Origin of the sequence: Shewanella sp. ISTPL2 (assembly GCF_013283205.1) — a bacterium.
In the GTDB taxonomy this organism is placed as follows: Bacteria; Pseudomonadota; Gammaproteobacteria; order Enterobacterales; family Shewanellaceae; genus Shewanella; species Shewanella oncorhynchi.
The window spans coordinates 532,210-546,685 of record NZ_JAAPAV010000001.1 but is presented as its reverse complement, the minus strand read 5'-3'; the positions used below and the strand labels follow the sequence as shown (position 1 = coordinate 546,685).

At 48.1% G+C, this 14,476-nt stretch carries 10 protein-coding genes; 4 read left to right on the top strand and 6 right to left on the bottom strand.

All coding sequences use genetic code 11. From position 1 onward, the window contains the following. The first annotated feature begins 271 nt into the window (after nt 1-271). From dsrO to HUB64_RS23295, 4 genes are all read left to right on the top strand, one after another. A complete protein-coding gene (gene dsrO, locus HUB64_RS02425) occupies nt 272-1,054 on the top strand; it encodes a sulfate reduction electron transfer complex DsrMKJOP subunit DsrO (RefSeq protein WP_011790755.1) in 783 nt (260 codons plus the stop codon). Beyond that, entirely contained in the window at nt 1,044-2,126 is a 1,083-nt protein-coding gene (gene nrfD / locus HUB64_RS02420) for an NrfD/PsrC family molybdoenzyme membrane anchor subunit (RefSeq protein ID WP_173496281.1), read from the top strand. Before dsrO ends, nrfD begins: the two co-directional genes overlap by 11 nt. Nucleotides 2,127-2,161: 35 nt before the next feature. Then, the gene (locus HUB64_RS02415; protein WP_173496280.1) at nt 2,162-5,269 is read left to right on the top strand and encodes a tetrathionate reductase subunit A; all 3,108 of its coding nucleotides are present in this window, start codon (nt 2,162-2,164) and stop codon (nt 5,267-5,269) included. Between the two features lie 303 nt (nt 5,270-5,572). Then, nucleotides 5,573-6,877, top strand: a complete 1,305-nt coding sequence (locus HUB64_RS23295) for a methyl-accepting chemotaxis protein (protein ID WP_168827655.1) — start codon at nt 5,573-5,575, stop codon at nt 6,875-6,877. Nucleotides 6,878-6,960: 83 nt separating this feature from the next. Here HUB64_RS23295 and HUB64_RS02405 read toward each other — a convergent pair whose 3' ends face one another. From HUB64_RS02405 to hrpB, 6 genes are all read right to left on the bottom strand, one after another. Then, nucleotides 6,961-7,662: a DUF3581 domain-containing protein gene (locus tag HUB64_RS02405; protein ID WP_131525486.1), complete on the bottom strand. Its 702-nt coding sequence runs from the start codon at nt 7,660-7,662 to the stop codon at nt 6,961-6,963. Between the two features lie 424 nt (nt 7,663-8,086). Continuing rightward, the gene (locus tag HUB64_RS02400; RefSeq protein ID WP_105250256.1) at nt 8,087-8,317 is read right to left on the bottom strand and encodes a hypothetical protein; all 231 of its coding nucleotides are present in this window, start codon (nt 8,315-8,317) and stop codon (nt 8,087-8,089) included. 159 nt (nt 8,318-8,476) lie between these two features. After that, entirely contained in the window at nt 8,477-8,872 is a 396-nt protein-coding gene (locus HUB64_RS02395; protein WP_105250257.1) for a DUF2391 family protein, read from the bottom strand. Nucleotides 8,873-8,951: 79 nt separating this feature from the next. Next, entirely contained in the window at nt 8,952-9,230 is a 279-nt protein-coding gene (locus HUB64_RS02390; protein ID WP_006084190.1) for a peptidylprolyl isomerase, read from the bottom strand. Between the two features lie 159 nt (nt 9,231-9,389). Continuing rightward, a complete protein-coding gene (mrcB, locus tag HUB64_RS02385; protein ID WP_168827694.1) occupies nt 9,390-11,708 on the bottom strand; it encodes a penicillin-binding protein 1B in 2,319 nt (772 codons plus the stop codon). Between the two features lie 91 nt (nt 11,709-11,799). Beyond that, complete coding sequence (hrpB, locus tag HUB64_RS02380) at nt 11,800-14,373, bottom strand: ATP-dependent helicase HrpB (protein ID WP_173496279.1); 2,574 nt, start codon at nt 14,371-14,373, stop codon at nt 11,800-11,802. Nucleotides 14,374-14,476 lie beyond the last annotated feature (103 nt).

Genomic DNA, 14,476 nt, shown 5'->3' with positions numbered 1-14,476 from the left:
CCTTTATCCCCAGTCACTCACACTAAAATCAAGTTCAACTCAAGCTAAGAAAAGGCCAAACTCAAGTAACAAAAAATAAAACCCTAGCATTTTGAAGGCTATTCTAACGGATATTTGTTGCGCTAGATCAAGTCCACACCCGATATGTGGAAAACCACTATAGTTATGCCGCCTCCCCTTTTACAGAATGCCTGTAAACCTCGCCATAAACCTTAACTCTAGGTCTATGAGCCAGTTTATTCGCCATCTGCAAGTAGTGAAGGAAATCTGTATGGACAAGAGTAAACGTCAGTTTCTCGGCAAAATGGCCAGCGTCAGTGTTGGCGCCGCACTCATCCCTGTCGTGCAAGTGTATGCACAGGATGATAAGCGCAGCCCTCAAATGCACAGTGCCAGCGAAGGCCAAGTGGGTAAACGTTACGGTATGGTAATTGACTTGCGCCGCTGTGTGGGCTGCCAAGCCTGTACCGTCGCTTGCACTATCGAGAATCAACCGCCCCTCGGGCAATTTCGCACCACAGTGCAGCAGTATGAAGTCTCGCAGCAGGAAGATACCACTCCGCCTGCGTTTTTAATGCTACCAAGACTTTGTAATCACTGCGAAAACCCGCCCTGCATCCCCGTTTGTCCTACGGGCGCGACCTTCCAGCGCAAGGACGGCATAGTGGTCGTCAATAATGAATGGTGTGTTGGCTGTGGCTATTGCGTACAAGCCTGCCCCTATGATGCGCGCTTTATCAACCACGACACCAATACCGCCGACAAATGTACCTTCTGCGCCCATAGGTTAGATGCAGGATTACTGCCTGCCTGTGTCGAAACCTGCGTAGGAGAAGCCCGTGTGATTGGCGATCTGAATAATCCCAACAGCCAGATAAGCCAACTGCTTGCCGCCAACAAAACCGATATCAAGGTGCTCAAACCGACGGCCAACACTGCGCCACGGGTGTTCTACATCGGCATGAGCAGCGCTTTTGAGGACAAGATTAGCGGCCAAGCCCCCGTTAGAACCTTACTTACCGATACTGGCGAGGAGATCCACCATGGTCATTAAAGAAATCTTTACCCCAGATATCGCCATTACTTGGCTACCTTGGGCAGTGCAATACTTTTTTATGATGGGGCTCGCCTACGCCAGCGTATGGGTAGCGACAATACACTTGTTTAGCCAACCCAAACCCGATGACAGATTGCTGAAGCTCTGCGCCTGTTTAATGTTAACCGCAGGCATAGTCGCCCCTATCGCCTTACTCGCCGATTTACACCAACCGCTGCGGGCTTGGCATTTTTATGCGCAAGTTCGCCCTGATTCTTGGATGTGGTATGGCGCCTTTTTACTGCCCGTATTCTCGGGCACCAGCGCAGTGTTTGCTTGGCTGCTATTGCGTCAATACCTGCCTAAGCACACCACGAATCAAGACTCAGATTGGGTGAATAAAATAGGCCAATTACTGAGATTCGGTGATTGGAACAGTGACAAATTCATCAAGCCGATCGCACTGATCACGGCCCTGAGTGCCTGCAGTATCGCCCTCTACACTGGCATGGAAACCATGGCCATTAAGGCGCGGCCATTGTGGCATACCTATTGGCTGCCACCTTTGATGGCAATGAGTGCCCTGCTCGCCGCCTGCGGCACTTTGGTGGTACTGAATCGACTATTAAAGGGCTACCAACAGCGCACCCAAGACAGCCTATTACTCTGGGTAAGAGCGAGTTTTGGTCTATTCGCCCTATGCCTTATCGGCTGGGCGTTATTCGATAAGGGCTCGGCCCCCGAAGCCGCATTATTGCTTGAAACCAGCCCCAGCTGGCAACTTGCTGCGATTTGGGTACTGGTCACACTCGCCGTGCTGGCACTGATACTCGCCATTCGTCACTTACCCAATGTTGCAATGCTAATCGTCAGCCTCACGGCCATTCACCTTGCGTGGGGATTTCGCTGGATAGTGCTCATCCAAGCGCAAACCGATCCTAAATACGGCGCGGGGACTTATCTCTATCAACTGCCTTGGGGACCCGAAGGACTATTAGGCATAGCCGGTACCTTCGGCCTTTGGTTAGCATTAATGGCGCTGGTCTCCGAACTTATTCGCCACACGCCTGCGGCAAAACTTGCTCGCTGAGCACCCAATTAGTTTACAGAATTAAGGAGTCCATCATGGATAAGAGTAAACGTCGTTTTATCAAAGGGGCCGCTGTAACGGGTGGTGTGGGATTATTTGCCGCGGGTTATAGCCATACATTAGCGCAAATAGGTAAAGGTGTCGTCAATGGTACCTCAGGAAAACCAACCCAAGATCCGCTGCATGGCAATTCCTTAGCACCTGAATACAAAGTCGATTTAAAGTCAGGTCAGTTAATCAGCAATGACGATCAGCGCATCGCCAATACTATGTGTCTAGGTTGCTGGACCAAATGCGGCGTGCGCGCTCGTATCGATCAAAAAACCGATAAAATCATCCGTATCAGCGGTAATCCTTATCACCCGCTGTCATCGCGGGAACATATCGATTTCGATACGCCAATCAAAACCGCCTTTGTTGGGCTTAGCGCCTTTCAAGAACAGGGTCTACAAGGACGTTCCACCGCCTGCGCCCGCGGTAATGCCATGCTAGAACAATTAGATAGCCCACACCGCGTTACCCAATGCCTTAAACGCGTGGGTAAGCGCGGCAGTGGCCAATGGCAGAGCATTAGCTTTGAGCAATTGCTGAATGAAGTCGTCGAAGGTGGTGATTTATTTGGTGAGGGCCAAGTCGAAGGCTTAAGAGCGATTCGTGATATCGCCACGCCGCTCGATACCAATAATCCAGAATACGGCCCTAAGGCCAACCAGTTACTGGTCTCAAACGCCTCCGATGAAGGCCGCGATGCCATTATCAAACGCTTTACCTTCAACAGCTTTGGCACCCGAAACTTTGCCAACCACGGCGCTTACTGTGGATTTACCTACCGCGCCGGAGCAGGCGCTTTATTGGATGATTTGAAAAAATACGCCCACTTGAAACCCGATTGGGACCATAGCGAATTTTTACTCTTTATCGGCACGTCGCCGCAGCAATCGGGCAATCCCTTTAAACGCCAAGCAAGACAATTGGCTAACGCGCGCGTGAATAACACCAATTTCAGTTATGTGGTGGTGTCGCCCATGCTACCCAATACCTCGAATCAACCTTGCGCGGGTAACAATACTTGGCTGCCGATCCGCCCCGCCACCGACTCGGCCCTCGCCATGGGCATGTTGCGCTGGATTATTGATAATCAGCGCTACGCCGCCGATTTTTTGAGTGCGCCCAATGTCGATGCCGCAAAAGCATCAGGTTACCGTGGCTTCAGTAACGCAGGATTCTTGATCGTCAGCGAACCTACCCATCCAAGATATGGCCAATATCTCTTTGCCAGCGATCTTGGCTTACCTTTCGACGGCAAAGCCTACGGCGAGCAAGACTCGCAGTTGGTTGTCGATGCCGCGAGTGGCAAGATAGTTTTGGCGAGCCAAAGTCAGAAAGCTAAGCTCGACGTTGACCAAAGCGTCGACACACCTAAGGGGGCGATTGCGGTTAAATCTAGCTTCCAACTGTTAAGTGAAGCGGCGCAGAGCTTCGAGATGGCACACTATGCCAAGGAGTGCGATATCAGCGAGGCGCAAATTATCGCCCTCGCGGATAAATTTACCAGCCATGGCACTAAGGCCGCAGTCATCTCCCACGGCGGCACAATGAGCGCCAATGGTTTTTATAGCGCGTGGGCAATCATGATGCTCAACGCCATGATAGGTAACATCAATTTAAAAGGTGGCGCATTAGCTTCCGGCGGTTCATTCCCTGCCTTTGGTAAAGGCCCAAGGTATAATCTGCAGGAGTTTGACGGCATGGTCGAGCCTAAGGGCGTATTCCTATCACGATCTAAATTCCCCTACGAGAAAACCTCAGAGTATCGCCGTAAAGTCGAAGCGGGCGAATCGCCTTATCCTGCAAAGGAGCCTTGGTTTCCGATTTCATCGCCCTTGCTTGGCGAACATTTAACGGCGGCCGTGCACGGTTATCCCTATCGACTCAAAGCATGGATTAACCACATGGGCAATCCGATTTATGGTCAAGCGGGCCTAGGTGAAGCCATTGGTGAACAACTGAAAGATCCCAAAGTGCTGCCACTGTTTATCAGTATCGACAGCTTTATTAACGAAACCTCGGCGCTATCGGATTATATCGTGCCCGACACATTAACTTACGAGTCATGGGGTTGGAGCCCTTCTTGGCATGGTACTCTGACAAAGGAAACGACAGGTCGCTGGCCGATTGTCGAACCAAGGGTCACAAAGATGGCCAGTGGTGATGTGGTGTGCATGGAGTCTTTCTTGAGCCAAGTGGCGATGAAACTGCAACTACCTGGCTTTGGCGAAAATGCCGTTAAGGCCGCCGATGGCAGCTTACATCCGTTAACGCGCGCAGCGGATTACTCACTTTACGGCGCCGCCAACGTGGCCTATTTGGGTAAAGCCGTTGCCGATATTAACGCTGAGGACATGTATCTTAGCGGTGTGAGTCGTATTCAAAGTGAGCTCAACGCCAGACTCAAGCCAGATGAAGTCAAAAAAGTCAACTACTTATTTGCCCGCGGCGGCCGCTTTGAAAATATGAGCGGTGCACGGGATGAAGTGGGTAATCCAACCAAGGTTTGGCCAAAACCTATGATGCTGTGGAATCCAGAAGTGGGCAGTCGCCGTAACAGTCTCACAGGGGAATTTATGAGTGGCTGTCCACGCTTATATCAACCCGCCTTAGCCAATGGCACACCGCTCGATAAGGCATTTAATAAATCACAATGGCCTTTGCTGATCAGTAGTTACAAATCCCACACCATGAGCTCTATGAGTATTGGCTCGGATCGTTTGCGCCAAGTGCACCCTAATAATCCGGTGCGGCTGAACGAGAAGACCGCCAGTCGCCTTGGGATCAGCACTGGTGACACGGTCAAGATCAGCACGCCCAACGGCAGCGTGATTGCCTTAGTGGAATGTGTTGCCGGAGTGCACCCTGACTGCATCGCTATCGAACACGGTTATGGTCATAAGGAACTCGGCGCGCGGGACGTAGTGATCGACAACCTTAAAATCGCCGCCAATCCGCTGATCCGAGTCGGCATCAATATGAACGACTTGAATCTGTTTGATCCGAGTCGCCACGGCCGCTACCCGCTGGTGGATTGGGCAAGTGGCGCTTCGGCCAGACAAGGCCTGCCAGCTAAGATTGAAAAACTAAGCTAATCGCCGAGCAAAGATGACACTTAAGAAGCTGCCCTTTGGCAGCTTTTTCTTTGGCGTTAATTCAATCTGATTAAGCCGAATTGCCTCATTAATGTTTTCTAGCTATGCCTATTCGTGAATAAACCGAGGAATAGTGATCTTTTTTACTCAATTTAGGTATATAGATCCCGATCACGCGTTTCATAGAAATAAACCACATATTAAAATCACAGCTATATTTATCAGTATATCTAGCTCGAAATATCGAGCTTTCAATAAAGAACTGCAGTTTTTGAGTCAGTTAGACTCATCAGGAGTATCTCAGTGTTCAACTCTTCATTACGTAAAAGCCTAGAAGTGAGCGAAAGTAAACGCCAAGAGGCGGAGTCGATCATCGACTCGATTAAACACAGTATTGCCACAGTAGAATTTACGCCTGATGGAATAATTCTCGATGCTAATGCGTTGTTTTTAAAAACGGTAGGTTATTCACTTAATGAAGTCGTAGGCCAACATCACAAGCTGTTTTGCTCGGCGGCTTATGGTAATTCTGCTACCTACCAGCAATTTTGGAGCAGTCTAAAAGCAGGTCATCCACAGGAAGGCAATTTTGCACGAGTGAATAAAAATGGCCAAGAGATCTGGCTTAGAGCCACTTACTTCCCCATAAAACAGGCAGGTAAAGTCGTTAAAATAATGAAAACAGCCTCTGATATCACCCAAGATAAGCACCAACTTGACGACCAAGCGGCCATTTTTAATGCCTTGAATCGCTCGCAAGCCATTATTGAATTCACTACCGATGGCACGATTTTGAAAGCCAATACTAACTTCTTAAAGACAATGGGCTTTAGCAAAGAGCAGATTATTGGTAAACACCATCGTATTTTCTGTTTTGATGAGTTTTATCGACAAAATCCACACTTTTGGGACGATCTAAAGCAAGGTCGATATAGCAGCGGTCTCTTTGAACGTAAAAATGCTTATGGCGATTCGATTTGGTTAGAAGCGGCATACAATCCTATTATGGATGAGCAAGGTAAAGTGGTTAAAGTAATTAAATTTGCGAGCGATATCAGCAAGCGGATCGAGCAAAGCCACGCTGTACGTGAAGCCGCCAATATTGCACTGACCACGTCACAACGTACCGTCGAGCAAGCAGAACAAGGCGTACATTTACTCAATGCGACGGTAAATACCTCTAATGCTATTGCCGAGCAAACCCATAAAGCGACCTTGGCGATAACTCAACTCAATGAACAATCTCAAAGTATTCAAGCCATAGTCGCGACCATTAGTTCGATTGCCGATCAAACTAATTTACTAGCATTAAATGCCGCAATTGAGGCCGCACGAGCGGGGGAACAAGGCCGAGGTTTTGCCGTTGTCGCCGATGAAGTAAGGCAGCTTGCTTCCAGAACCAGTAAATCAACCAGTGAGATTGCCGCCGTCGTCACTAAAAATACACAACTCACCACAAGTGCAACTAGCATGATGAACGAAGTTGAAGGTATTGCACTGGAAGGAAAACAACAGTTAGCAGAGGTAACATTAGTGATGGGAGAAATACGTAGCGGCGCGGAAAACGTCTCAGCAATCGTGTCGCAGCTATCAGTCAATAACAATTAATTGCTAGCATTTAATCGCGCTATCAAGGATTGCATGGCGCTTTATCTAAAAGACAAAACGCCAACCTATTGCTTTTACGTCAATCAATAATCAGTTTTACGACCTTCATAGGTGGCGCGCATTTGCTGTACAAGAACCTCATCGTAAGCACGTAATCCACTCATCACTAAGGTTTTGATACCTGTGCCAACTAAAGTGTCGCCACTGTGTAATTCAAAGTGCAATGTCACATCGCCACGTTTACCATCGATTTTTAAATCTTGGCCAACGAGGGATAAGGTCACTTGCACAAAATCGAGGGTGGTTAAGTCAAACGACATACTTTCGTAAATCACTAAAGGCCGTTCTGGGTTGATCATCACTTGATGTTGTTTCATCAAAGGGATCAGAATATCGATAAAATTATGCCCAGAGAAAGCAACATATTGACGAATAAAGGATTCGGTCTGCGCATCGCAACAACTCACATCGCCATGACGGCTGACATTAAGATAGGTTTTTTCACGACTATCGCGAATCGAAAAACTCTCGCTCACTTGTTCAGGGAATTGCAGTTCGACGCTATCACCCACCATACCCGCAAAGCTAAACTTCATGCTCTGGCTCAAACCATATTGAGTCAATACTAGGGCAAACAGTAAATCTCCCGGTACGCAAAAGCGTTTTGCCCCCACATCGTGGATAGGATTAAAGTCCTGCGCAATTTTCTTCGCGAAGTCACTGGCTTGTTGTGCTGAAACGGAAATAGCTTGATTTTGCTTAGAAAAATAAGGCGCTAGAAACATATAAACTCTATTTGTAATAACTCAATACAGGGATGGATAACAAAATTATCACGAGTCTACCTTAAAATAGGTATTTAACTCACCCGATGACTTGACCCACGTAAGGCGTACAAAGTAACACCCTGCCCACATTTGTAAAGCCAAACAAATGACAGGGGTATCAGGATCTGTTGACGTTTCAGGTTTATTCTGCAGATATTAGGCGGAATTTTATGCAAGATAGAGCCTGTATAGCATGATGACGCGACATATAACAGCCGATAATGCCGCAGAAATGTTAGCAAAATAAGGCCGTTTTCATCACTCGTGACTCATTTAAAATAACTCAACATCATTTATCGTTTGGCGAGCAATACCTTGTCAGAACAAATAACATCTAAAACGTAAGTATTGCCTAGCCACCGATAAGCCAAGGAATAAATCGTTAGACCTTTTTAAATTCACGCTTTAACTGAAAACCATCGTCAGTGGCTAACTGCTCTAGCACTTCGATACGCTGACGAAGGATGGCTAACTCGGTCTGAAAAGCTTGGTTTTCTGCCACTTGCTCACGCGTCGACACACCTTGTTTGTTGCGAATTTTCATTATAGCGACCACATATCCGCCAACAATTGCAAATATTGGGATAAGTAAAGCGAGGGCACCAGTGTTCATAGTCATTTCCTTTATCTATTGGCGTTATCGTTATCAAGCTCAAAATTTAGATCTGCTTATGACGCTTAATCAATGTCAAAGTCAGAACATGGAAATAAGTATGCGCAAGACAACCGCAATCAACCAGTGACAAAAGTCATGAGATTTAGCGAAACAGTGTCATTCTTTATCAAAACTATCCACAACAATAGCGCCCATAGAGGCTGGCATAGTGATCACTATGATCCGTTTTATAGAGGTTAGTGGGTCCTCAAAAAATGGCACTTTATCGAGGCAAAGTAGCACGAGGAAAACCACGAGGGCAGTGAGCAAATACGCCACCACGATACGAAAAATAAACACAGGAACGCGGGAAGCAATATTCTGTTGGAACACGCTGTGATAGGTGAATACCCCAAGAAAGAGCAGCGATAAACTAAAAAGCATACCGATATTCAATAAAGGTAAAGTCTCACCGAGATGCCACGCTTCCTCAGAAAATGCAACGGGGACCGCAAGGGCAAAAGCTCCTACGCAAACTTGACTCGCATCTTCGGTGTTAAAACTAAATTTCATGCTGATCGCTCCCTAATCTTCCAATCTATTTGATTAGTCGAAAATAACGTTCGGTGAAGATGCGCTTATTACTGGGGTATTAAGTGCGATACAGCACTTTAACCACATGCCAGCCAAACTTAGTTTTCACTATATGTGGCACCAGTAATTCACCTGAAAATGCAACCTTATCGAACTGTGGCACCATTTGGCCTTTTTTAAATTCACCTAAATCGCCGCCTTTTTTGGCAGAAGGGCAAGAGGAAAAACGCTTAGCGAGCACAGCAAAATTAGCACCATTATTCAGCTGCTTAACAATATCCTCAGCCTGTTCTTTGTGTTTCACTAAAATATGCACAGCGGCAGCGGTTTTAAACATGTCATTTCTCACTTTGGATTAACGTCCCGTGCAAAGGGAAGATTGGCGCCCCGAGTTTGCCCTCGATCACACCACTTCCATCGGCGCAGGTTATACTGACTAAAAGGTTTTATATCCAACGCATAAGTGCGTTATTGGCCCATTATCGACCCTATTAACCTAGAAAATTTTCTGCCACCACTGCAAAGGGTCGCCGCAGTTATTCACTGGACGATAGGTCGCAGCTAATGCAGGAAGCGCATCGACATTGCTGCAAGTGGATTCCTTAGCAACACCTGTATCTCGGTCAAAAAAGCCCTTCACTACGCCGTTCACAGGGATTGAGCGCAGACTAATAGGTGGACGTTCCTTTAAGAAGGCAAGATACACGGCCATGGCGCCACTGCTACCATACAAACTGGTTTTGCCGTTATCGTCACGACCAACCCAAATGGCGGCGACATTACGCTCATCAAAGCCCGCAAACCAAGAGTCGCGGCTGTCGTTACTGGTGCCAGTCTTACCCGCAAGTCCAACGCCAGGGAAAGCATTACCTAAACGCGTCGCCGTTCCCGTATTAACCACTTGCTGCATAGCAAATTGAATTAAGAAATCTGTCTCAGGTGCTATAGCTTGCTCTTTAGGCAATCGCGTCACTGGCAATGGGTTCTTATCAGAATCTAGCACAGCGGTCACTGTGGTTAACTTACGGTAAACACCGCTATCAGCTAAGGTTTGGTACACTTGCGCTACCATTAATGGCGAGCCATTGACGGCGCCGAGTAACATGGAGGGATACTCGTTTAACGGCTCCTGCCAACCCGATTTAGCCAATGTTGTGGCGACCGCATCCACACCCACAGCAATTCCAAGATTTACCGTCGGTACGTTCATCGACTTTTTCAATGCCGTTAACAAAGGCACCTGACCACTGAACTTCTTATCAAAGTTTTGTGGTGACCATGTCTTACCTTGCTCGCTTTTTAAGGTAATAGGTTGATCTTTAAGAGGAGTCGCTAAGGTAAATTGGCTATTAGGTGCCAAAGCCGTAGCATACACAAAAGGCTTAATTAACGAGCCAATAGGACGACGAATTTCAACTGCGCGGTTAAAGCCATCAAATCCTGGGGTTTTATCGCCGACCATAGCCGCGATACCGCCCGTGTATTTGTCGGTCACGACCATACCAATCTGCAATGATTTATTGCTCTTATCTAAGCTCTTGAGGGTTTGAGTCACCGCAATTTCGGCGGCTTCTTGGGCCATAGGATCGAGCGTGGTATAGATTTTCACCCCAGATTGCTTTAATAGCGCATCGCCATAACGCTCGTTCACTTCCTGTTTTACCAAGGCGAAGAAAGAAGGTAATTTTTGATGTGCTGGTTTATTGAGATTACGGATCCCTAAGGGGGACTCTACCGCCACCTTGTACTCAGCCGTGGTTAAATCCCCCGCATCCATGAGTAAACGCAATACTAGATCACGGCGTTCTTGAATACGATCCGGATATTTCCATGGATTGTAGTAAGACGGTCCCTTAATCGCAGCCACTAAGAATGCCTGCTGGGAAATAGTCAACTCACTGATAGGACGGCCGAAATAGAAACGTGAGGCCAAACCCATACCATGGACGGCGCGGGATTTATCCTGCCCCATATACACTTCGTTAAGATACGCTTCGAGGATTTCGTCTTTGCTGTAACGAAAATCAATAATGACCGCCATTAAGGCTTCGCGCACCTTACGCAGCAAGGAACGCTCACTCGAAAGGAAAAAGTTTTTCGCTAACTGCTGAGTTAACGTCGAGCCACCTTGCACAGTGCGACCGGCGCTGATGTTCACAAAAGCCGCGCGCGCAATCGCGAATGGATTCACACCATGGTGTTCATAAAAACTACGATCTTCCACCAGCAGTAACGCCTGCACGATCGACTTTGGCATTTCTTCGGTCGGCACAAACAGCCTGTCTTCACCATCGCCAGTAATAATACGGTCGAGCAATACAGGCTCAAGGTGGAATACGGCGAGTTGACGCTTGTCTGAGACTCGAGTGACCGAACTGATGCCATTGCTGTCGAAGCTGATCATGACTCTTTGTTCGACTTGATCGCCTTCAGGATGCAAAAACGGTCGACGCCACAATTCAATACGAGTGCTCGATGCCGAAAACTCTCCCACTTGGCGTGGGTTAGCGACTTTGCGATAGCCGAGCAACTTAAGCTCAGCCATCATTTGTGGATGGCTGACTGCCGCACCGGGGTACAGCGCCATAGAGCGGCTAAACACCTGCGCGGGCAAATGCCATTTTTGGCCTTCAAATTTTTGCGCAATAATTTGATCAAGATAAATACTGTAAAAAGTCACTACAGCTAATCCAGCCAAGCCTAATTTCCAACTGATAGACCAAATTCGTCGAAATAAACCGCGGCCATGATTAGCCCGACGGGAAGCGGGTGATTTTTTTGTCGTCTTAGTTGTCATATCTACTTCATCATTCATGCATTTAAAGACATCAGCCATAGGCACAAAGCTAACGTGGTGCGAATCAAAGTGTTTCATAACAAAATGTTATAAAACCATCGGCGTGGTGCTAGGGCTGAGCTAAACCCAAGGTTTTCTTCTTGGTAAATTTTGTCGGCAGTGTATTCACAGGATCGTCTGGCCACAGATGTTTTGGATATCGACCGCGCATTTCCTTCTTAACTTCCACATAAGGTCCCTGCCAAAAGCTGGCTAAATCTGCCGTCAAGGCTAATGGACGCTGCGCCGGAGAGAGTAATTCCATCGTCACCTTTAGCTTGCCCTGCGCCAACATAGGACTCTGCGCCATGCCAAAGGTTTCTTGCAGACGTACACGCAGCAGCACACGTCCAGACTCGTCGTATACTATTGGCGCAGAGGTACCGGTGACTAACGGCCAGGAAGTTGGCAATAACTCGTCAAGTCGCTGTTTCTGCTGCCAGCTCAAACAGTTTGCCACAAAACCAAAGCAATCAAGCTTAACTAATTGCGGCAGATTATTCACATTTTCGAGGTAAGGCGCCAGCCAAGTTTCTAGGCTCGCTAATAATGCTTCATCATCAACCTTGGGCCAGTCACTGCCCGCGTCGAACTCAGTTGCCAGTTTGAGCCTGTGTTGAAACTGTTCTAAGTTAGCGTTCCAATTGAGGATTTGTAATCCTTGCTGGCGAATATAGCCCAGTAAGGCAGAGACAATTTGCTTACGTTCAGGCTTAGCAATCATCTCGGTTTTTACTAAAATTTGTCCGACCTTGTATTGGCGCTGTGCAATCACTCGACCTTTAGCTTCATCCCAGCCACAGATCTCATGAATGTCCAGCAAACCTTTTAGCTCGCCGTCGAACAAGCTTGGCTGAAGCTGACTCGCTAAGTAAATCCGCCCAGCGTTTCTGCCTTCAGTTTCTTGAAAATCCGCCACCACCATCCACGGAGTTTGCGCCAATGCATCATCGGCTGCGAGCACGACGCCAGTACCATTGGCTAATTGGTAGCCCTCAACACCGCGGGCCTTAGCGATACGATCCGGATAAGCAAGTGCTAATAATAACCCCACATCGCTGTGGTGTGCATGGGTCGCTATCTTAGACAAATCCGCCGCTAATCCTAGCTTTTTCTGCCACTGTTTTGCCTGTTGCCCAGCTTGTCCATTACAGGCAAAGTGCAGGTAATTCATGATATCGGCGCCCTTTTTAGGCAAACCGCGCGCCTCTAAAACCCCCGACAACAAGCAGGCCAAACTGCCCAATTGCGTTGCTTGTTCGTTAGCATTATTGACCCCCCCATTGTTTGCGCCCAAACTTTTTGCGCCCAATAACATATGAGCAAGTCTTGGGTGACACCCTAGCTCGTAGGCCACTTTACCGTGGGGAGTGAGTTTATTTTGAGCATCGACCATGCCTAAATCTTGTAACAGTTTCCACGCCAGCGCCTCATGCACACTTGGTGGCGGCGTTAATAACATCAAGTCGCTAAAGGATTTTGCGCCCCAGTAAGCACAATCGTGGGCCATAGCCACCAGATCCGCTTGGCTGATCTCGGGTTCATCGACCCTGAGCATGCGACCATGTTCTTCTTGGCTCCACAGGCGAACACAAACACCCGCTGATAAACGCCCGGCGCGACCACTACGCTGAGTTGCGGAGGCTTGGCTTATGCGTTTTAAGCCTAAGCGGGTGACGCCGGTTTTAGGGTTAAAACTCGCTTGTCGTTTATAGCCACTGTCGATGACAAAACCTATGCCTTCAATGGTTAAGCTCGATTCCGCCACGTTAGTCCCTAGCACGATTTTACGCCTGCCGTCCGTGGTTACCGCGATCGCGCTATCTTGCTCGGCACCTGAAAGTTCACCATAAAGAGGGCAAATCAAAAAGGCATCGTCCGCTAAGCGCTCGCGCAAAAACTGCTGTAATCGTGAAATCTCCCCTTTACCGGGTAAAAACACGAGCACGGCATTATTGGTAGCCGTTTTATCAACACTGGCACTGCTGCTGGCCGAGACCAGTTCTAACACGCAGCGGCCGAGGTGATCGATCCAATGCTGCTGAGTTGGCACGGGGCGATATTCGATGTCGACAGGAAAACTCCGGCCTTCGCTGTGCAAGGTCACCGCTTCTGGCATGAGTTCAGCTAAGGCAAGACCTGATAGAGTCGCTGACATAGCTAATATCTTTAAATCGTCCCGCAGTGAAGCTTGCACTTCGAGCGCTAGGGCAAGACCTAAATCAGTGGTGAGGTGACGTTCATGAATTTCATCGAAGATGATCATTCCAATCCCAGTTAACTCGGGATCTTGTTGGATCATTCGCGTCAGTATGCCTTCGGTGACAATTTCTAAACGGGTATTAGCGCTGATTTTAGCTTCACCGCGGACGCGATAGCCGACTTCTTGCCCCACCTTTTGCTGGCGACAGCTGGCAATATAGTGCGCCACACTACGCGCCGCGACACGCCGCGGTTCGAGCATTAAAATGCGTCCGCTGATTTCAGGCCAATCCAACATAGCCAAAGGTAACGCCGTTGATTTACCCGCACCTGTCGGTGCCTCGAGGATCACTTGGGCGTGACGAGAAAAAGCCGCGCGCAGCGGTGCTAATAAGCTATGAATAGGTAGAGAGTTCAAGAAAAAGACATCAGCGGCCAACACAGGGCGTCAGTGTACTAACAATCGGCTTTGAGTACCATTTCGCAGCAAACATTATCAAGTCAGTGCTGACATAAGTAACAGCTCAAAGCTGCCATGCCCAAGA

Coding starts and splice junctions, on each gene's coding strand:
- dsrO (WP_011790755.1), top strand. CDS start 272: ATGGACAAGAGTAAACGTCAGTTTCTCGGCAAAATGGCCAGCGTCAGT.
- nrfD (WP_173496281.1), top strand. CDS start 1,044: ATGGTCATTAAAGAAATCTTTACCCCAGATATCGCCATTACTTGGCTA.
- HUB64_RS02415 (WP_173496280.1), top strand. CDS start 2,162: ATGGATAAGAGTAAACGTCGTTTTATCAAAGGGGCCGCTGTAACGGGT.
- HUB64_RS02405 (WP_131525486.1), bottom strand. CDS start 7,662: ATGTTTCTAGCGCCTTATTTTTCTAAGCAAAATCAAGCTATTTCCGTT.
- HUB64_RS02400 (WP_105250256.1), bottom strand. CDS start 8,317: ATGAACACTGGTGCCCTCGCTTTACTTATCCCAATATTTGCAATTGTT.
- HUB64_RS02395 (WP_105250257.1), bottom strand. CDS start 8,872: ATGAAATTTAGTTTTAACACCGAAGATGCGAGTCAAGTTTGCGTAGGA.
- HUB64_RS02390 (WP_006084190.1), bottom strand. CDS start 9,230: ATGTTTAAAACCGCTGCCGCTGTGCATATTTTAGTGAAACACAAAGAA.
- mrcB (WP_168827694.1), bottom strand. CDS start 11,708: ATGAATGATGAAGTAGATATGACAACTAAGACGACAAAAAAATCACCC.